The organism is Actinomadura sp. WMMB 499, assembly GCF_008824145.1.
GTDB lineage: Bacteria > Actinomycetota > Actinomycetes > Streptosporangiales > Streptosporangiaceae > Spirillospora.
This window is the reverse complement of record NZ_CP044407.1, coordinates 6,017,172-6,036,416: the sequence shown is the minus strand read 5'-3', so window position 1 is coordinate 6,036,416 and position 19,245 is coordinate 6,017,172. Positions and strand designations below refer to the sequence as shown.

Sequence of the window (19,245 nt, the reverse complement as noted above, 5' to 3'; positions counted from 1 at the left end):
GCGCGGCGACGGTCGAGGTGACGGTCACCGCGTGCGGGGCCGGGGAACCGGCCGGCGGCGGAGCGGACTACTTCTCCAGCTCCTTGGCCTTCTTCTCGACGTCCTCGATGCCACCGCACATGAAGAACGCCTGCTCGGGGATGTGGTCGTACTTGCCCTCCGCGATGGCCTTGAAGGACGCGACCGTCTCGTCCTTCGGGACCGTCACACCGGGCTGGCCGGTGAACTGCTCGGCCACGTACATCGGGTGCGACAGGAAACGCTCGATGCGCCGCGCCCGGTTGACCGTGACCTTGTCCTCTTCGGAGAGCTCGTCGATACCGAGGATGGCGATGATGTCCTGCAGCTCCTTGTACTTCTGCAGGATCCGCTTCACCTCCTGGGCGACCGAGTAGTGCTCGTTCCCCAGCACCTGCGGGTCCATGATCCGCGAGGAGGAGTCGAGCGGGTCCACCGCCGGGTAGATGCCCTTCTCGGTGATGGCCCGGGAGAGCGTCGTGGTGGCGTCCAGGTGCGCGAACGTGGTGTGCGGCGCCGGGTCGGTGATGTCGTCGGCGGGCACGTAGATCGCCTGCATCGAGGTGATCGAGTGGCCGCGCGTCGAGGTGATCCGCTCCTGCAGCACGCCCATCTCGTCCGCCAGGGTCGGCTGGTAGCCCACCGCGGACGGCATGCGCCCGAGCAGCGTGGAGACCTCCGAGCCGGCCTGGGTGAACCGGAAGATGTTGTCGATGAACAGCAGCACGTCCTGGTTCTGGACGTCGCGGAAGTACTCGGCCATCGTCAGCGCCGACAGCGCGACGCGCAGCCGGGTGCCCGGCGGCTCGTCCATCTGGCCGAACACGAGCGCGGTGTCCTTGAGGACGTCCGCCTCGTCCATCTCCACCCAGAGGTCGTTGCCCTCACGGGTGCGCTCGCCGACGCCGGCGAACACCGAGGTGCCGCCGAAGTTGCGGGCGACACGGCGGATCATCTCCTGGATGAGGACGGTCTTGCCCACACCCGCGCCGCCGAACAGGCCGATCTTCCCGCCCTTGACGTACGGGCAGAGGAGGTCGATGACCTTGATGCCGGTCTCCAGCATCTCGGTCTTGGACTCCAGCTGGTCGAACGCCGGCGCCTTGCGGTGGATCCCCCAGCGCTCGTTGATCTCCAGGGAGGCCGTCGGGACGTCCAGCGTGTCGCCCAGGGCGTTCCACACGTGCCCCTTGGTGACGTCGCCGACCGGGACCGAGATGGACTCGCCGGTGTCGACGACGGGCGCGCCGCGGACGACGCCGTCGGTGGGCTTCATCGAGATGGCCCGGACCATGTTGTCGCCGAGGTGCTGCGCGACCTCCATGGTCAGGGTCTGGGTCTCGCCGCCCAGGTTCGCCTCCACGTGGAGGGCGTTGTAGATCTCCGGGATGGCGTCGGCGGGGAACTCCACGTCGACGACCGGGCCGATGACACGGGCGACGCGCCCGGTCGCGGTCGCCGTCTCTACTTGTGCAGTCATTGTCTACTCCCCGCCAGAATCGGCGAGCGCGTCAGCGCCACCGACGATCTCGCTGATTTCCTGGGTGATCATGGCCTGCCGCACCTGGTTCATCTGGCGCGTGTAGACCTCGACCAGTTCGTTCGCATTGTCGGTCGCCGACTTCATCGCCCGCTGCTTCGACGCCTGGTAGGACGCCGCGGACTGCAGGAGCATGTGGAAGATGCGGCTCTCGACGTAGTTGGGCAGCAGCAGGTCCAGTGCGGCCTGCGCCGACGGCTCGAAGTCGTACGCCGGCGGCACCTTGTCGCTGGTGACCTCGTCGAGCTCCAGCGGCATCAGGCGCGTGACCCGGACCTCCTGCGTCAGCCGCGTGACGAACTCGGTGTAGACCACGTGGATCTCACCGACACCGCCCTCGGCGTCCGTCTTCAGGAAGTCCTCGGTCAGCCGCCGCCCGATCCGCTCCGCCGAGGCGAAGTCGGGCCGGTCGGTGAATCCCGACCAGTCCTCCTGGATGTGCCGGTCGCGGAACCGGTACCAGGTGATGCCCTTGGTCCCGATCACGTACGGGACGGGCTCGCGGCCCTCGTCCCGCAGCCGCTTGATCAGAGCCTCGGCCTCACGGATGACGTTGACGTTGTACGCGCCGCAGAAACCGCTGTCGCTGGTGATGATCAGCACCGCGCTGCGGTTGTCGGTCGGCTGCTCCTGGAGCAGCGGATGGTCGACACCCACGTGGTGACTCACCAGCGCGGACAGGGCCTGCGTGATCTGGTCGGCGTACGGCTTTGACGCCGCCACCGCCTGCTGGGCCTTGACGATCCGCGAGGTGGCGATCATCTCCTGGGCACGCGTGATCTTGGCCGTCGACTTGACCGACCTGATCTTCTGCCGGAGTTGGCGAACCTGGGCCATCGCCCGTCAGCCCTTCTTGACGCGGGTGATCGTCTCCTGGCCGACGGCCTCCTCGTCGATCGCCTCGACGTGCTCCTCCGCGCCCAGCAGGTCGCCCTCGCTGGTCTGGAAGCCCTTCTTGAAGGAGGCCATCGTGCGCTCGAGCGCGCCCAGGCTGTCGTCGGAGAGCTCCCCCGTCTCGCGGATGGAGGTCAGCAGACCGCCCTCCTCGCGCTGGACGTGGTCGATGAACTCGCGCTCGAACCGGCGGATGTCGGCGACGGGGACGTCGTCCAGCTGGCCGGACGTGCCGGCCCACACCGACACGACCTCCTGCTCGACCGGGAACGGGCTGCCCTGCGGCTGCTTCAGCAGCTCGACCAGGCGGGCACCGCGGTCCAGCTGCGCGCGGGACGCGGCGTCCAGGTCGGACGCGAAGGCGGCGAACGCCTCCAGGTCGCGGTACTGCGACAGCGCCAGCTTCAGCGAACCGGCGGCCTTGCGCATCGCCTTGATCTGCGCGGAGCCGCCGACTCGGGACACCGAGATACCGACGTTGATGGCCGGACGGACGCCCTGGTTGAACAGGTCCGTCTCCAGGAAGCACTGGCCGTCGGTGATCGAGATGACGTTCGTCGGGATGTAGGCCGACACGTCGTTGCCCTTGGTCTCGATGATCGGCAGTCCCGTCATCGAACCGGCGCCGAGGTCGTCCGACAGCTTCGCGCAGCGCTCCAGGAGGCGGGAGTGCAGGTAGAAGACGTCGCCCGGGTAGGCCTCGCGGCCCGGCGGGCGGCGCAGCAGCAGCGACACGGCGCGGTACGCCTCGGCCTGCTTCGACAGGTCGTCGAAGACGATCAGGACGTGCTTGCCCTGGTACATCCAGTGCTGGCCGATCGCCGACCCGGTGTAGGGGGCGATGTACTTGTAGCCGGCCGGGTCGGACGCCGGGGCCGCCACGATCGTGGTGTACTCCAGCGCGCCGGACTCCTCCAGGGAGCGGCGCACGTTGGCGATCGTGGAGCCCTTCTGGCCGATCGCGACGTAGATGCAGCGGACCTGCTTGCTCTCGTCGCCCGACTCCCAGGCTTCCTTCTGGTTGATGATGGTGTCCACGGCGACGGTCGTCTTGCCCGTCTGCCTGTCACCGATGATCAGCTGGCGCTGGCCGCGGCCGATCGGCGTCATGGCGTCGATCGCCTTGATGCCGGTCTGCAGCGGCTCGCTCACCGACTGCCGCTGCACGACGGTGGGCGCCTGCAGCTCCAGGGCACGACGCTCGGTCGTCTCGATCGCGCCCTTGCCGTCCAGCGGGTTGCCCAGCGAGTCGACGACGCGGCCGAGAAAGCCGTCGCCGACGGGAACCGAGAGGACCTCGCCGGTCCGGCGGACCTTCTGGCCCTCCTCGATGCCGCTGAATTCACCCAGGACGACGGCGCCGATCTCGCGCACGTCCAGGTTCAGAGCCAGGCCGCGGGTGCCGTCCTCGAACTCCAGGAGTTCGTTCGCCATCGCGGAGGGCAGCCCCTCGACGTGGGCGATGCCGTCGCCCGAATCGACGACGGTGCCGACCTCTTCGCGCGCGGCGGCCTCGGGCTCGTACGACTGGACGAAGCGCTCCAGCGCGTTCCGGATCTCATCCGGACGGATCGTCAGCTCCGCCATGATTCCTCTCTTGCTCCCTTTGGGGTCAGCTCTGCCGGCCTCAGCCGGTGCCGAGCCGCCGGCGGACGTCGTCCAGCCGTCCGGCGATCGTGCCGTCGATGATCTCGTCCCCGATCTGGATCGACAGGCCGCCGATCGTGGACGGGTCGAGCTCGATGTTCAGGTGTACGTCGTGGCCGTACGCGGCGGCGAGCACCGCCGCGAGCCGCGTCCGCTGCGGCTCGGTCAGCTCGACCGGCGTGCGGACCAGAGCCACCAGCCGCTCCCGGCGCCGGGTGACGAGCCTGCCGTACTCGGCCAGCCCGCTCTCCAGGCTACGTCCTCGCGGACGCAGAACGACCTCGGTGACCAGGACCAACGTGGCCGCGGTGACCTTGCCCTCCAGCAGCGCGCCGAGCAGCCCGAGCTTCCGGTCGTCCGGCAGGGCGCGGTTCGTCAGCGCGGCGCGCAGCTCCGCCTCGCCCTCGACGAGCCGGGAGAACCGGAAGAGCTCGTCCTCCAGGTCGTCGAGCCTGCCGTCGCTCTCGGCGCGGGCGGCCTCGGCGGTGACCGCCAGGACCTCCACCGCGTCCGCCAGCTCGGTCGGCGACGACCAGCGCAGCGCGACGACGTCGGCGACCAGCCCGAGAGCGGCCGGCGAGACCTTGCCCTCCAGCAGGATCCGGACGAGCTGCGCCTTGTCGGCGCCGTCCCGCGACGGGTCGGACACCGCCCGCCGCAGCCCGTGCTCGCGGTCGATCAGCCGCAGCACCGCGAACAGGTCGCCGCCCAGCCGGGCCAGGTCGCCGCCGCCGGAGGCGACGGCCGCCTCCAGCCGCTCCCCGGCCTCGGCCAGCGACGCCCTGCTCACCGCTCCCGTGATGGTCATGATGTGATCTGCTCCTGCGTGCGAGCGCGCTCCTCGAGCTCCTCGAGGAACCGGTCGACCACCCGGCTCTGCCGCGCGCTGTCCTCGAGGGACTCGCCCACGACGCGTCCGGCCAGGTCGACCGACAGCGTGCCGATCTCGGCCCGCAGCGCCGCGAGGGCCTGCTGGCGCTCCGCCTCGATCTCGGCCTTGGCGGCCTCGGTGATGCGGTTCGCCTCGACCTGAGCCCGCTGCTTGGCCGCGGCGATGATCTCGGCGGCCTGCTCCTCGGCCTTCCGCCGCGCCTCGGACGCCTCGACGGCGGCCTGCTTCTCCCGCGCCTTGTATTCCTCGAGCGTCCGCTTGGCCTCGGCCTGAGCCTCCGCGGCCCGGTTGAGGCCGCCCTCGATCTCGTTGGACCGCTCTTCGAGGGTCTGCTGGATGCGCGGGACGAGGATCTTGCCGACGACGATGAGGACGACGAGGAACGAGAAGATCCCGACGACCAGCTCGTACGAGTGCGGAAGCAGAGGGTTGTTCTCCTCCGCCGCGAGGACGGAAGTCGCTGTGATCATGTCTACAGCCCCTCCTCAGGTAGAAGGCCCGATCAGATGCCCTGGAAGATGAACGGCGCGACCAGGCCGATGAGGGCCAGGGCCTCGGTGAGGACGAAGCCCAGCAGCATGTTGGTGCGGATGACGCCGGTCAGCTCGGGCTGGCGGGCGATCGCGTTGACGCCCTGGCCGAAGATGATGCCGACACCGATGCCGGGGCCGATGGCGGCGAGGCCGTACCCGATCGCGGTGACGTTGCCTTCGACGGCGGCGAGCACTCCCGTCATGGGTTCTTTCCTTTTCTGTCGGCCGGCGGAGTGTCCGCCGGTCTGGCTTATCGAGGATGTCTGTTTGGGCCGCCCCGCCGGGGGCAGAGCGACACCGTGTGGCCTTTAGTGGTCCGCGTGCAGGCCGCTCTGGATGTACATGGCGGCCAGCATCGTGAACAGGAACGCTTGCAGGAACTGGATGAGCAGCTCGAACGCGGTCATGGCGATGGTGACGATCACGCCGATGATGCCCACCCCGAACCCGAGCGCCGTGGGCTTCTCGATCAGGAACCAGAAGCCGACGAGGCTGAAGAACGCCAGGATCATGTGACCGGCGAACATGTTGGCGAAGAGCCGCACCGCGTGGGTGAAGGGCGCCAGGATGAAGGTCGACAGGTACTCGATCGGCACCAGCAGGAAGTAGACGGGCTTGGGCAGGCCCGGGGGGATCAGGTTCGTGAAGTACTTGACCGGCCCCTGGTGCTTGATGCCGAGGTAGATCTTGATGAAGTAGATGAACAGCGCCAGCACGATGGGGAAGGCGATGTGCGAGGTGACCGGGAACTGGATCACCGGAATCACCGCGAAGATGTTCCAGATCCAGACCAGCAGGAACACCGACATCAGCAGCGGCATCCACCGCTCGGTGTTCTTGCCCAGGAACGGGCGCGCGATCTGGTCGCGCACGAACACGTAGCCGATCTCGCCGACGTTCTGCACGCCCCGCGGCACGAGCTTGGGCTTCGCGAACGCGCTCCAGCAGAAGATGGAGACGATCAGCGCGCCGGCGACGGCGAGGACGACCGGCTTGGTGAGCCACTCGGGGCCGCCGGCGAACAGGGGCGGGAATTCGAAGATCTCAGGCCCCGGGGCCTGGAACTCCCCCCACCGGGGGCGGCGAGGACCGTCTGCGCGTTCACGCGGCGTTCCCTTCATCAATGTGGCGATGGTTCACGAAGGCTTCCTCGGCGGCGGGGCCGCTCAGGCAGGATGGCGACCGTACTTCACGTAGACCAGGTAGATGGCGAGCACGACGCCGATGACCAGGCCGATCGGCGTGATCCACGCCTGTCCCGTCCACTTGGCCAACAGCCATCCGAGCCCACCCCAGATGGCCATCCCGGACAGGAGGTAGCTGGGCACGGACCAGGCGACGTCGGCGAATTCCTGTTGCCCGTCCTCCGGCCGACGCTTCTGCTCGCTCATCGCGCTCCGGACGATAGCAGGCCATCATGGCGGTGGTCATATTGGAGTAGTCCCCGGGAACCGGGCGCGGCGCCGGCCCGAATGTCGACACCGTCCGTGAGAACGTCATCACGGACTCCGGTCCAGGGCGCCCTCGGGTTCGTCAATGTAGGGACGGCCCTTCTGCAGCGTGACCCGGAACTCCGCCGCGATCCACGTCAGGGCGAGCCCGATGACCGTCCAGCCGAAGACCGTGGTGTTCCAGATCGACACCTCGTCGATGAGGGTGACCAGCACCATCACCACGAGGATCTTCACGACGTAGCTGGCCAGCGCGGCGAGCATCATCGTCTGCGCGGAGATCCGCCCGGCCCAGGTGACCACCAGGGCGCTGAGGGAGAAGAAGGCGATCACCACGACCGCGGCCAGCGCCGCGCCGAAGAGTCCCTTGGTGCCCGCGGTCAGCAGGCCGATCAGGACGGCACCCACGCCGACCAGGGCGGTCGGGATCGCGGCGCCGCGGAGCATCCGGGCGTCGGAAGGTTGCATGAGGGCTCCGGCTGGTCACGTTGAGTGTTCGTGTTTCGTTCGTGAAAGGTATCACAAGCGTCCGGAATGTCTGCAATTACCCTCTAGGTAATGCGATGTCCGGCGGCCGCCGACACCGCCCGTGACGTCCGCGCCGCGAGGGGACGGGCGGACGGGGGTGCCGACGGAAGCGACTCTAAGCGAACACGCCGGGTGACATGTCCGGGGGCGTCCTATCGTTACCGGCGAGTCGCCCTCCGGCCCGCAAGGCAGCGGAATCCGTTCACCTCAGAGTGGCGCAAATCACGGAACCGGCGACGAACCGGATGAATCTCGGCGAACCTCGACGTGCTTCGCGGGGCCGGCCGATGCCGTCAGACGGGCATCTTCGTGCGCATCGCGGGCTCGGTGCCGCCCCCGGCGTCGCCCGTCCCGGACGCGTCCTTGCGCCGGCGGCGCCGTCCGCGTCCCGGTCCGGCCAGCACCAGGACCACCCCGCCGATCGCCACCACCAGCGTCACCCCGAGCGTGATCCACGCGGCGTCGAAGATCGCCATCCCGACCAGCCCGGACGCCAGCAGGCCCACCCAGAAGTACATGATCAGGACGGCGCGGCGGGTGGAGTGGCCGAGCTGCAGCAGCCGGTGGTGCAGGTGCTGCTTGTCCGGCGAGAACGGCGACCGGCCCTGGTTGGTGCGGCGCCACACCGCCAGGAGCATGTCCATGAACGGCACCGCCGCCACCGCCGGGACCAGGAGCAGCGGCACCCAGAACGGGAACAGCCCGTTGGCGAGGACGGCCGGGTCGAACTGCCCGGTCAGCATGATCGTCGACGCGCTGAGCAGCAGCCCGATGAGCATCGACCCGGTGTCGCCCATGAAGATCCGGGCCGGGCTGAAGTTGTGCGGCAGGAACCCCGCGCAGATCCCGCACAGCACCGCCGCGGTGAGCGTCGCGCTCGTCAGGGTCGTCATGCCGTTGGCCTTCGACAGCAGGTACGCGTACGAGAACAGCGCGAGCGCCGCGATGCCGACGACGCCCGCGGCGAGACCGTCCAGCCCGTCGATGAAGTTGACCGCGTTGATGGTCGCGACCACGACGAACACCGTCAGCGGCACCCCGTAGGCGGGCGGCAGCGACAGCGACTCCCCGTTGGGCAGCGGGATCACGTAGATCTGGATGCCCTGCATGATGAAGATCCCGGCCGCGGCGACCTGCCCCGCGAACTTGGTGAGGGCGTCGACCTCCCACCGGTCGTCGGCGATGCCGACCAGCACGATCAGCCCGCCCGACAGCAGCAGCGCCTTCGCGACCGTGATGTCGCCGTCCTGCAGGACCTTGCGCATCTCCGGCAGCCCGGTCGCCACCACCAGCGCGGCGACCATCCCGCCGAACATCGCCAGCCCGCCCAGCCGGGGCGTCGGGATCACGTGCACGTCGCGGTCGCGCGGGACGGCCTGGGCGCCGAACCAGACGGCGAACCTGCGCACCGAGGGGGTCAGCAGGTAGGAGACGAGAGCGGCGACCAGCATGGTCAGCAGGTACTCCCGCACGCCCCTGCGCCTCCCCTCGCCGGCCTCCGCGCCGTCCCGGCGTCGCCTCCGTGCCGCCACGCGGCACCTGACTCGCGCCGCCCGTGCCGGTCCCGCGCGCGTCCGTCGGCACGGTCCCTCGATACGTAGACGGCCGTCCGGGGCGATCAGTTCGCCCCGAGACCGACCAACTGTAATCCCATCTCGGTCCCGCCCGCGTCCCTTACGCCTCACCTACCCGGTGAGCGAAAACGATTCCGGCCCCCGCCGTCAGCAGTGCGAGCCCCGCCAGACACGGGTCTCCCAGCGAGAACGCCCACGGTCCGCCCGCCAGGACGTCGTCGGCCGCGTCCCCCAGGATCAGCAGTGCGCCCGCGGCCACGAGCCCGGCGCCGGAGCCGGGCTCGACGGCCGGTCGCGTGCGAGGACGGCGCGCCGCCGGCGCGACGGCCCCGACCGCCCCGACGGCGAACGCGAGCAGCACCGTCCCGCGCCACGTCCCGGCCCAGTGCGGGCGCGCGTACTCGGGCGGCGGCGCCGCGACCGCCCGGTCGGGCAGCCGCACCGCGACCCGCACGCCCTCGCCGGCCGCCAGTCCGTTCTGCGTGAAATCGATCGCGTACCGTCCGTCCTGGTCCCGCGCGCACACGACGCTCGCACCGGGCGTGTCCGGGGCGCCCGCGCGGCACCGCACGTCCCGGAGCCGCACCGGGCCCTCCACCCGGACGACCGCGTGCGCGATCGGGACGTCCCACCCGGACTCGATCGCGTCCCACACCAGCTCGTCGAACCCCTCGCGCGGCGTGAACGCCCGCAGCACGTCGTACTCGAGCACGTACGCCTGCCGCCCGCGCACCTCCCGCCCGCCCGTGCCGACGCCGATCCGCAGGTCGTGCCCCAGCTTCGTCGTCCGCACGCGGGAGGGCGCACCGGTGGACGAACTGGCGCGCACGTCCCGGACCCCGTACAGGCGGTCGCCGTCCCGGTACCGCAGCCGCCGCACGATGCCGCGGCCGCCGTCGGCGAAGTCGTAGGTGATCGTCTCCCGCACGTGCAGGACGCCGTCCGCACGCAGGGTCAGCACGACGTCGTAGGTCTGGATCCGTTCCCGCACCGCCGGGTCCGCCCCGGCGGCCATGACCAGCAGCGCCAGCAGCAGCACGCCCGCGCCGATCGCGGGCCCCCGGACACGGCCACCCACGTCAAGCATGGTCGCATCGCCGCCCGGCGCCCGAGGCGGCAACGCGCGGATCCCGCCGGGTGACGCACCGTTCGGTAAGCCCCGTGTCCCCCCGGGTCCCTCGCGTCCCTCGAGGCCCCTCGCGGCGCCGTGAGCGCGCCCGTCCCGGGACGGAACCGGTGTCTCCCTGCCCGTGGGTGGCCCCAGCGCCCCCGTTCGTCCGCGCTCTTCTCCGCGCCTTCGGGAGGGCTCGCGGGGCGCGCGGGGCTCGCGCGAGGCGGACATCACCCGATGGCCGGGCCTCGACCGACCCGACGATATCCGTCACGGACGTCCGAGGGGGTCCCCCTCGACGACGTTCGCGGAGGGGCTTCGCGCCCGTCGTGCCCGCCGAAGGCCCGCCGGGGGTCGGACTACCCCTTGTCGTCGGCCGCCGGGGTGTCGGAGGGCTTCTTCGCGTCGTCCGCGGGTGCGTCCGGAGCCGAGGGCCCGGCCGCTTTCGAGACGTCCGCGGGCCCGTCCCCGACCTCGGCGGGCTCGTCCTTCGTCAACGGCGGCCCCTGCTCCCCGGCGCCCGAGTCCTTGGTGAGGGACGGCGCGGCGCCGTCCTCGTCACGGGCGTTCGGGGAGGTCTCCTTGGTGAGGGAGGGTGGCGGGGTGTCCGGCTCGGCCTCGGCGTCCTCGCCGTCCCCGGAGTCCTTGCCGTCCTTGTCGTCCTCGTCGTCGGTGAGCAGGATGCCGACCACGGCGCGGATCTTCTCGACCGGGACGGCGCCCGCGCGCAGCAACCGCGGGACGGGGCCGGTCAGGTCGATGATCGTCGAGGCGTCGCCGTGTCCGGTCGTGCCGCCGTCCAGGTAGACCGAGACCGAGTCGCCGAGCATCTCCTCGGCTTCCGCGGCGGTCCGCGCGGCCGGCGAACCGCTCAGGTTCGCGCTGCTCACCGCCAGCGGGCCGGTCTCCTTGAGCACCTCGACCGCCAGCTCGTGCATCGGCATCCGCACGGCGACCGTGCCCTTGGTCTCCCCGAGGTCCCACATGAGGCTGCGGTTCGCGCGGCACACCAGCGTCAGCCCGCCCGGCCAGAACTCGTCGATCAGGTCCTGCCCGTAGGGGCCGAGGTCCTCGATGAGCGCGGTGGCGGCCCGCACCGACCCGACCAGTACCGGCGGCGGCATCTCCCGGCCCCGGCCCTTCGCCTTCAGCAGCGCCGCCACCGCCGGGGGCGTGAACGCGTCGGTCCCGACGCCGTACACCGTGTCCGTCGGCAGGACGACCAGTTCTCCGCGCCGCACCGCCGAGACCGCCTCCGCGATCCCTCGCGTCCGCTCCATCGGCTCAGCGCAGTCATAACGTCGGCTCACGACCCCAGTTTCCCACGCCCGGCCTCCCGCTCAGGCCGCCTCGACCATCACGGCTTCCACTGCGGACGGCTCCGGAATGGGCGTTCCGTCCTCTCGCAGCCCCTCCAGGTGGAACTCGATCGCTTCGCGCATGAGCTCGACCGTTTCCTCCGGGGTGTCCCCCAGCGCCACACACCCGGGCAAATCGGGTGCATACGCTCCGAATCCGCCATCCTCGCCACGTTCGATGATCACGACGTACCTGCTCATCGCTCCCCCTTTCACTGGGGCCTGCTCAACCCAGCCTGCTTCAGAATGCTGTGCTCCAACCCCCTGGGCAAGGTGCGGCTCGGCTTCCCCGGCACAGTCACCCGTCCGGGCTTCTCCGAATGTTTGTACTGCCGATGGCTGCCCTTCGTGCATGCAAGGAACCAGCCGTCATCCTCGATCAGCCTTATGATCTCACTGACCTTCATCGGCATGCCGAATCTCGCCAACTCTCCGTATTTTAGCAACTACGGATAGAAATATAGGAGACGCGACGCTCAGTGCGAACACGATCACGGACGGTCGTGTACGTCGGGCCGCCGACCCGTCAGTCGGAGATCATGCGGGCGGTGACGAACCGGTCCCGGTCGGTGAGGTCACGGCGGTTGCGGACGTCGCGCCAGCCGTTCTCCTCGGGGAACGTCCAGTAGACCGCGTTGCCCTGCAGGTCACTGTGCTCGACGGCGACATGACCGCCGGGGCGCAGCAGGCGGCGGGCGGTGCGTTCGACCACGCGGACGGCGTCCAGCCCGTCGTCCCCGCCGCCCCACAGGGCCGCCGCGGGGTCGTGGTCGCGGACGTCGGGCGGGACGTACTCCCACTCGCTCATCGGGATGTACGGGGGGTTGCTGACGACGAGGTCGACGGTGCCGTTCAGCTCCGGCAGCGCCGAAGCGAAATCGCCCAGGTGCAGGCGGACGCGGCCGCGTTCGTCCAGTTCCTCGATGTTGCGGGTGGCGTGGACGAACGCCGTGGGGTCCATCTCGACGGCGTGCACGCGCGCGCGGGGCGCCTCCAGGGCGATCGACAGCGCGATGGCCGCCGAACCGGTGCCGAGGTCGACGACGAGCGGGTCGCGGACGTCCATGTCGCGGAGGGTCTCCAGCGCCCAGCCGACCATCACCTCGGTCTCGGGGCGCGGCACGAACACGCCGGGGCCCACCTTGAGTTCGAGGTAGCGGAAGAACGCGCGTCCGGTGATGTGCTGCAGCGGTTCGCCGGCCTCGCGGCGCGCGACGAACTCCCAGAACCGGGCGTCGAACGAACCGTCGGGGACGCCGTGCAGTTCGGAACGATTGACGCCGTGCACGGCCGCGGCGAGCTCCTCGGCGTCGGCGCGGGGGGAGGCGGCCCCCGCCTCGGCGAGCCGCGCGGTGGCCCTGGCGATCTCGTCGAGCAGCAGCGTCATGATTCCTGGGCTTCGGCCAGTCGGCGTTCCATGTCGGCGTCGACGAGCGCCTGCGTCACGTTGTGCAGGTCGCCGTCCAGGACTTGGTCGAGGTTGTAGGCCTTGTACCCGACGCGATGGTCGGAGATCCGGTTCTCCGGATAGTTGTAGGTGCGGACCCGTTCCGAGCGGTCCACCGTGCGGACCTGGCTCTTGCGTTCCGCCGCCGCCGCGGCGTCCGCCTCCTCCTGGGCGATGGCCAGGAGACGCGAACGCAGGATGCGGAGTGCCTGCTCCTTGTTCTGGAGCTGGCTCTTCTCGTTCTGGCACGACACCACGACGCCCGTGGGCACGTGCGTGATGCGCACGGCCGAGTCGGTGGTGTTGACGCTCTGCCCACCGGGACCGGACGAACGGTAAACGTCGACCCGCAGGTCGTTCGGGTCGATCTGGACGTCCACGTCCTCGGCCTCGGGCGTCACCAGGACACCGACCGCGCTCGTGTGGATCCGGCCCTGCGATTCCGTCGCCGGAACCCGCTGCACCCGGTGGACGCCGCCCTCGAACTTCAGGCGCGTCCAGACGCCCTCTTCGTGGGAGCCCTTCGCCTTCACCGCGACCGTGACGTCCTTGTAGCCGCCCAGATCGGACGGGTGCGAGTCCAGGATCTCGGTCTTCCAGCCGATCCGCTCCGCGTACCGGAGGTACATGCGCAGCAGGTCGCTCGCGAAGAGCGCGGACTCCTCGCCGCCCTCACCGGCCTTGACCTCGAGGATGACGTCCTTGCCGTCGCTCGGGTCGCGCGGTACCAGCAGGCGCCGGAGCCGCTCCTCGAGCTCCTCGCGGCGCTTCTCCAGCTCGGTGGCCTCGGCGGCGAACGTCTCGTCCTCGTCCGCCAGCTCCCGCGCGGTCGCCAGGTCGTCCTCGGTCGCGGTGAAGTCGCGGTACGTCTCGACGATCGGCTTCAGCTCGGCGTAACGCTTACCGAGCCGCCGCGCGAGCCCCTGGTCGGCGTGCACGGACGGATCCGCGAGCCGCTGCTCGATGCCCGCGTATTCGCTGATCAGATCGTCGAGATTCACGGTGTGTCCTGGCCGCTCCGGCCCGGGGACCCCTGGCGGCCTCCGGATGCAGGCTTCGGACGGCCCGGAGACCGCTCGGGCCCCGGACCGTCCCTGGTCGCTGGTGCGCGCTCGTCCTACTTGCCGGACTTCTTCTTGCCGAAGCGCTGCTCGAAGCGCGCCACCCGGCCACCGGTGTCCAGGATCTTCTGCTTGCCCGTGTAGAACGGGTGGCAGTTCGAGCACACGTCCGCGTGGATGACACCGTTCGCGGCGGTGCTGCGCGTCTCGAAGGTGTTGCCGCACGTGCACGTCACGGTCGTGACCACGTACTCGGGGTGAATCTCGGCCTTCATGAGTCTCTCCTCGCTTGAGGCGGTCGCCGGGCGTCCCCCGCCCGCGCACGGCCGCGCTCGCAGAGCGGGCCATGGAAGAGGGTGGGAGGCGTGAACCGGTACCGCAGCGGTTGCACTCCAAGTGTGCCAGATACCCGAACGTGCCGAGGTCACCGGGCATTCCCGATCACCGCCGCGGCCCAGCACCCCGATCATCGGCTCGACCCGGGCCTCAGCCCTGGGTGCGGCCCAGGTAGGTGAGCACCGCCATGACGCGGCGGTGCCCGCCCTGCGCGGGCTGCAGACGCAGTTTCGCGAAGATGTTGGAGATGTGCTTCTCCACGGCGCCCTCGGTGACGACCAGGTCGTCCGCGATCGCGCCGTTCGCCCGGCCCTGCGCCATCAGCGCGAGGACCTCGCGCTCGCGCGGGGTGAGGCCCTCCAGCGGGTCGCCGTCGCGGCGGCGGCCCAGCAGCTGGCCGATCACCTCGGGATCGATGACGGTGCCGCCCGCGGCGATCCGGCGCACCGCGTCGATGAACTCGGCGACGTCCGCGACCCGTTCCTTCAGCAGGTAGCCGACGCCTTCCGCGCCGCCGCCGATCAGATCGGTCGCGTACCGCTCCTCCACGTACTGCGACAGCACGAGGATCGGCGTGCCCGGCCACCGTTCGCGGACGGCCAGGGCCGCGCGCAGCCCCTCGTCGGTGAACGACGGCGGCATCCGCACGTCCACGATCGCCAGCTCGGGGGCGTGCTCCTCGACGATGCCGATCAGCCCGGGACCGTCCCCGACCGTCGCGACGGTCTCGATCCCGGCGTCGGCCAGCAGCCGGACGAGCCCCTCCCGCAGCAGCACCGAATCCTCGGCGATCACAACCCGCATGCCCACCATTATCCGGCCCGTGCCGGCGGCGCCGGACCGGACCGGCCTCAGCGCCGGCCCGACCGGCCTCAGCGCCGGGCCCCTGCGGGAGGAGCCGGGGCCCGCGCCGGGCGCCGCGTCCTCCGGCCGGGAATTCCGGTCGGGGGACGCGGCGGGGCGGCGGCTCCCCGGTCCCCTCACCGCGGCGGGCGGTGCGGGTGACCGGTCACCAGGTGCAGGGGAGGTCGGCGCGGATGATCGTGGGGCCGCCGGGCGGGCTGTCGACGATCAGCAGCCCGTCGATCGTGGCGGCGCGGTCGGCGAGGCCGGCCAGGCCGCCCTCGGGGACCGCGACGGCGCCGCCGACCCCGTTGTCGACGACCTCGACGACGACCCAGGCGTCCTCGCGCGCCACCCGGACGGACGCGCGCGTCGCGCGGGCGTACTTCGCGATGTTCGCCAGCGACTCGGCGACGATGAAGTAGGCGATGCTCTCGACCGCGGCCGGGGGACGCTCGGGCAGGTCGACGTCCACCTCCACGGGGACGGGTGCGCGGGCGGCGAGACCGGACAGGGCCGGGTCGAGGCCGCGGTCGGTGAGGATGGCCGGGTAGATGCCGCGGGCCAGGTCGCGCAGTTCGGAGATCGCCTCCTTGGTGCCGGCGTGGGCCTGCTCGATCAGCGCCCGGGCGCCCTCGGGGTCCTCCTCGAGCCTGGCGCGGGCCCGGCCGATGTCCATCGCGACGGCCAGCAGGCGCTGCTGGGCGCCGTCGTGCAGGTCGCGTTCGATGCGGCGGCGTTCGGCCTCGGCGGCGTCCACGCCGCGGGCGCGGCTGGCCTGCAGGCGGTCGGCGCGGGCCTGCTGCCGGAGCGCCTCGCTCTGGGAGGCGTTCGGGCCGAGCAGGAACACCGCGTACAGGGCGTGCCCGAGCGCCATCACGCGCGTCACGTACATCCCCAGGACGGCCACGGCGCAGCCGGCCACGACGGCGGGCACCGCGTCGAGGACGGTCTGCGGGTGGTAGACGAGCAGGTCGCCCAGCTGGATGCGCATGTCCTCGCCGAGCAGCACGATCACCGGGGTGACGAGGAGGACCGCGGTGGCCGACCAGAGCAGGACCGACACGGCGAACTCGACGAGCGTGACGGGGAACAGGAGCGCGAAGTACGCGAAGTCCTTCCAGGTGGCGGGGTCGGCCGCCATCTCCTTCAGTTTCCGGAGCAGGTTCCCGTCGGGCAGCGGCCGGTAGGGGCTCGGGATGGTGATGCCGAAAGCGCCCCTCAACAGCTGCCGCTCGAAGATCGCGCCGCCCCGCCAGAGGAGGAGGAGCAGGGCGGCCAGCGGCACCCCGACCCAGATGGTGATCAGGCTCACCGACACCGAGACTCCGGTCACCAGGAGCATGAACCAGGCGAGGCCGAACGCCAGGCCGACGATCTGGTAGGCCGCCGCGCGCCAGGTGAGCGAGGAGCGCGCCATGTCCAGCGGGCGCCATGACGCTCGCACGAGGGATCGTCCCGGACCGGCTCCGCCGGTCGTGGCGCCGCCCGGCACCGTGCTCAACCCGCCCATGTCAACCCCTCCGTGGCTCGTCCGCCTACGGTTCAAGAGTGGTCGACGGGGGGCCGGGTCACCATGATGTCCACCTGCAATTTCGGGGTGGGGTTTACCCCACCTTCGAACCTGCGGACCACCCGCCCGCCCGGCCCGTACCGTCGCGGACGCGCCACCGGACGCGCGACGCCCCCGCCCGGACGGACCGGACGGGGGCAGTGCGGGCGATCGTCAGCGGTCGTCGGACACCGTCGTCTTCTGCACCTGCAGCAGGAACTCGGCGTTCGACTTCGTCTCCTTCATCTTCTCGATGAGGAGTTCCAGCGCCTGCTGGGTGTCGAGCGCGTGCAGCACCCGGCGCAGCTGCCAGACGACCCGCAGCTCCTCGGGAGCCATGAGGATCTCCTCCTTGCGGGTACTGGACTGGTCGACGTCCACCGCCGGGAAGATCCGCTTGTCCGCGAGCTGCCGGTTGAGCTTCAGCTCCATGTTGCCGGTGCCCTTGAACTCCTCGAAGATGACCTCGTCCATCCGGGACCCGGTCTCGACCAGGGCGGTGGCGAGGATCGTCAGCGAGCCGCCGTTCTCGATGTTGCGCGCCGCGCCGAAGAAGCGCTTCGGCGGGTACAGCGCGGTCGAGTCGACACCACCGGACAGGATCCGCCCGGACGCCGGGGCCGCCAGGTTGTACGCGCGGCCCAGCCGGGTGATCGAGTCGAGCAGCACGACGACGTCGTGGCCCAGCTCGACGAGCCGCTTGGCGCGCTCGATGGCCAGCTCGGCGACCGTGGTGTGGTCCTCGGCGGGACGGTCGAAGGTCGAGTGGATGACCTCGCCCTTCACCGTCCGCTGCATGTCGGTGACCTCTTCCGGACGCTCGTCCACCAGGACGACCATCAGGTGGCACTCCGGGTTGTTCTTCGTGATCGCGTTGGCGATCGCCTGGAGCACCATGGTCTTGCCGGCCTTGGGCGGCGACACGATCAGGCCGCGCTGCCCCTTGCCGATCGGCGACACGAGGTCGACGATCCGGGTCGTCAGGACGCCGGGGTCGGACTCCAGCCGCAGCCGCTCCTGCGGGTACAGCGGCGTCAGCTTCGTGAAGTCGACGCGGTTCTTGGACTGCTCCGGCTCCGTCCCGTTGACGGTGTCGAGCCGGACGAGCGCGTTGAACTTCTCGCGCCGCTCGCCCTCGCGGGCCTGCCGCACGGCACCGGTGATGACGTCGCCCTTGCGGAGGCCGTTCTTGCGCACCTGCGACAGCGAGACGTACACGTCGTTCGGACCCGGCAGGTAGCCGGTCGTCCGGACGAACGCGTAGTTGTCCAGGATGTCGAGGATGCCCGCGACCGGGATGAGGACGTCGTCCTCGGTGATCACCGGCTCCTCGTAGCGCTCGCGGCCGCGGCCGCGGTTGCGCTCCCGGAACCGCCGCCCGCGCCGGCCCCTGCCGCCGCTCTCGTCGTCGTCGTGGCGCCCGCCGCCCTGGCCGTCGCGGCCGTCGCGGTCACGGCCGCCGTCGCGCCCGCCGTCCCGGCCGTCGCCGCGCTGGCGCCCGCCCTGGCCGTCGCGGTCACGGCCGCGCTGGCGCTGCCGGCCGCCGCCCTCGCGGCCCTCGCCGCGCTCGCGGCCGCCCTGGCCGTCGCGGCTTTCGCCGCGGTCGCGGCCGCCCTGGGACTCGGCGTCCTCGCCGTCGCGGCCGTCGCGGTTCTGCCGGTCGGCGCGGCCGTCGGATCCCCCGCGCGCGTTCTGCCGGCCGCCGCGCTCCCCCTTGTCGGCGCGCTCGGACTTCTCGGCGGGCTTCTCGGCGGACCGTTCCGCCTTGTCGCCCTTGTCCCCCCTGTCCGCCTTCTCGGCCCGGTCGGCCCGGTCGGCCTTCTGCGGCTGCTGCGGCTGCTGCGGCTGCTCTGCCTGCTCCGCGCCCTTGTCGCCCTTGTCGCCCTTGTCGGCGGGCGCCTGCTCGGTCGCGGGGGCGGCGGCCGCGGCCGCCGGCTGGTCATCGGACGCGTCGCGCTTGGCGGCGGTGCGGGTGCGCCGGGGACGCTCGGTCTTGGCCGGGGCGGCGGCTCCCTGCTCGCCGCCCGCCGAGCCCTGCTCCTGGCCGCCGCCCTGCTTCTCCTGGATGGCGGCGATGAGCTGGCTCTTGCGCATCCCGGTCGTCCCGGTGATACCGAGTTCGGACGCGATCTGCTTCAGCTCGGGCAGCACCTTGGCCGACAGGCCGGTGCCCTGCCGGCGGCGCCGGGGGGCGGCGGCGGGCTCCGCGCCGGCCGGGGCCGCGTCGGCGGCGGGCGTGCCGGAGGCGTCCGTCAGGAGTTCGCTGGATTCGCTCACTAAGGGTCCTTCCCAGGGAGCGGGTGTCGGCCGGCGTTCGGCCGGTCAACCCGGTAGTGCGGCCCGGCGGGGGCGCCGAGTCGGGCTCCGCGGCTCGCGATGGGGTCGCGAGTCGCGATGTCTGGGCACAGCCAGATGATGGTCGGGACGGTTCGCTCGTGCGTGTCCCGGGCCCCGCCACGT

Annotated in this window: 20 protein-coding genes; all 20 read right to left on the bottom strand. The window is 71.0% G+C overall.

Annotated features, from left to right (window positions below; genetic code table 11):
* Nucleotides 1–67: 67 nt before the first annotated feature.
* The gene (gene atpD, locus F7P10_RS27180) at nucleotides 68–1,498 is read right to left on the bottom strand and encodes a F0F1 ATP synthase subunit beta (protein ID WP_151013447.1); all 1,431 of its coding nucleotides are present in this window, start codon (nucleotides 1,496–1,498) and stop codon (nucleotides 68–70) included.
* 3 nt (nucleotides 1,499–1,501) lie between these two features.
* Entirely contained in the window at nucleotides 1,502–2,395 is an 894-nt protein-coding gene (locus F7P10_RS27175; RefSeq protein WP_151013445.1) for a F0F1 ATP synthase subunit gamma, read from the bottom strand.
* A 6-nt stretch (nucleotides 2,396–2,401) separates the two neighbouring features.
* Nucleotides 2,402–4,039 (bottom strand): F0F1 ATP synthase subunit alpha, encoded by a 1,638-nt coding sequence (gene atpA, locus F7P10_RS27170; protein WP_151013444.1) that lies wholly within the window; start codon nucleotides 4,037–4,039, stop codon nucleotides 2,402–2,404.
* Nucleotides 4,040–4,079: 40 nt separating this feature from the next.
* Complete coding sequence (locus F7P10_RS27165) at nucleotides 4,080–4,907, bottom strand: F0F1 ATP synthase subunit delta (RefSeq protein WP_151013443.1); 828 nt, start codon at nucleotides 4,905–4,907, stop codon at nucleotides 4,080–4,082.
* On the bottom strand, nucleotides 4,904–5,461 hold the full coding sequence (locus F7P10_RS27160) for a F0F1 ATP synthase subunit B (RefSeq protein ID WP_151013441.1): 558 nt from the start codon (nucleotides 5,459–5,461) through the stop codon (nucleotides 4,904–4,906). The genes F7P10_RS27165 and F7P10_RS27160 overlap by 4 nt, the downstream gene beginning before the upstream one ends.
* Before the next feature lie 32 nt (nucleotides 5,462–5,493).
* Nucleotides 5,494–5,727 carry an ATP synthase F0 subunit C gene (gene atpE / locus F7P10_RS27155; RefSeq protein WP_151013439.1) on the bottom strand — a complete coding sequence of 78 codons (234 nt, stop codon included), beginning with the start codon at nucleotides 5,725–5,727 and terminating at the stop codon, nucleotides 5,494–5,496.
* A gap of 105 nt (nucleotides 5,728–5,832) precedes the next feature.
* Nucleotides 5,833–6,645 (bottom strand): F0F1 ATP synthase subunit A, encoded by an 813-nt coding sequence (atpB, locus tag F7P10_RS27150; RefSeq protein ID WP_151013437.1) that lies wholly within the window; start codon nucleotides 6,643–6,645, stop codon nucleotides 5,833–5,835.
* 45 nt (nucleotides 6,646–6,690) lie between these two features.
* On the bottom strand, nucleotides 6,691–6,915 hold the full coding sequence (locus F7P10_RS27145; RefSeq protein WP_151013435.1) for an AtpZ/AtpI family protein: 225 nt from the start codon (nucleotides 6,913–6,915) through the stop codon (nucleotides 6,691–6,693).
* A gap of 108 nt (nucleotides 6,916–7,023) precedes the next feature.
* Nucleotides 7,024–7,443 (bottom strand): hypothetical protein, encoded by a 420-nt coding sequence (locus tag F7P10_RS27140; RefSeq protein WP_151013433.1) that lies wholly within the window; start codon nucleotides 7,441–7,443, stop codon nucleotides 7,024–7,026.
* 353 nt (nucleotides 7,444–7,796) lie between these two features.
* The gene (locus tag F7P10_RS27135) at nucleotides 7,797–9,035 is read right to left on the bottom strand and encodes a glycosyltransferase family 4 protein (RefSeq protein WP_254716042.1); all 1,239 of its coding nucleotides are present in this window, start codon (nucleotides 9,033–9,035) and stop codon (nucleotides 7,797–7,799) included.
* Nucleotides 9,036–9,177: 142 nt separating this feature from the next.
* Nucleotides 9,178–10,155 (bottom strand): DUF2207 domain-containing protein, encoded by a 978-nt coding sequence (locus tag F7P10_RS27130; protein WP_176611675.1) that lies wholly within the window; start codon nucleotides 10,153–10,155, stop codon nucleotides 9,178–9,180.
* 392 nt (nucleotides 10,156–10,547) lie between these two features.
* Nucleotides 10,548–11,468, bottom strand: a complete 921-nt coding sequence (locus F7P10_RS27125; RefSeq protein ID WP_254716041.1) for an L-threonylcarbamoyladenylate synthase — start codon at nucleotides 11,466–11,468, stop codon at nucleotides 10,548–10,550.
* Nucleotides 11,469–11,528: 60 nt separating this feature from the next.
* Nucleotides 11,529–11,747, bottom strand: a complete 219-nt coding sequence (locus tag F7P10_RS27120; protein WP_151013427.1) for a type II toxin-antitoxin system HicB family antitoxin — start codon at nucleotides 11,745–11,747, stop codon at nucleotides 11,529–11,531.
* A gap of 11 nt (nucleotides 11,748–11,758) precedes the next feature.
* The gene (locus tag F7P10_RS27115) at nucleotides 11,759–11,953 is read right to left on the bottom strand and encodes a type II toxin-antitoxin system HicA family toxin (RefSeq protein ID WP_176611920.1); all 195 of its coding nucleotides are present in this window, start codon (nucleotides 11,951–11,953) and stop codon (nucleotides 11,759–11,761) included.
* Between the two features lie 119 nt (nucleotides 11,954–12,072).
* Entirely contained in the window at nucleotides 12,073–12,933 is an 861-nt protein-coding gene (prmC, locus tag F7P10_RS27110; protein ID WP_151013425.1) for a peptide chain release factor N(5)-glutamine methyltransferase, read from the bottom strand.
* A complete protein-coding gene (prfA, locus tag F7P10_RS27105) occupies nucleotides 12,930–13,994 on the bottom strand; it encodes a peptide chain release factor 1 (RefSeq protein WP_151013423.1) in 1,065 nt (354 codons plus the stop codon). The genes prmC and prfA overlap by 4 nt, the downstream gene beginning before the upstream one ends.
* Before the next feature lie 116 nt (nucleotides 13,995–14,110).
* Nucleotides 14,111–14,329, bottom strand: a complete 219-nt coding sequence (gene rpmE, locus F7P10_RS27100) for a 50S ribosomal protein L31 (RefSeq protein ID WP_151013421.1) — start codon at nucleotides 14,327–14,329, stop codon at nucleotides 14,111–14,113.
* A 211-nt stretch (nucleotides 14,330–14,540) separates the two neighbouring features.
* A complete protein-coding gene (locus F7P10_RS27095) occupies nucleotides 14,541–15,194 on the bottom strand; it encodes a response regulator transcription factor (protein ID WP_151013419.1) in 654 nt (217 codons plus the stop codon).
* 205 nt (nucleotides 15,195–15,399) lie between these two features.
* Entirely contained in the window at nucleotides 15,400–16,680 is a 1,281-nt protein-coding gene (locus F7P10_RS27090; RefSeq protein ID WP_254716040.1) for a sensor domain-containing protein, read from the bottom strand.
* A gap of 279 nt (nucleotides 16,681–16,959) precedes the next feature.
* Nucleotides 16,960–19,062, bottom strand: coding sequence for a transcription termination factor Rho (gene rho, locus F7P10_RS27085; protein ID WP_151013417.1), 2,103 nt, complete (start codon nucleotides 19,060–19,062; stop codon nucleotides 16,960–16,962).
* Nucleotides 19,063–19,245: the final 183 nt, after the last annotated feature.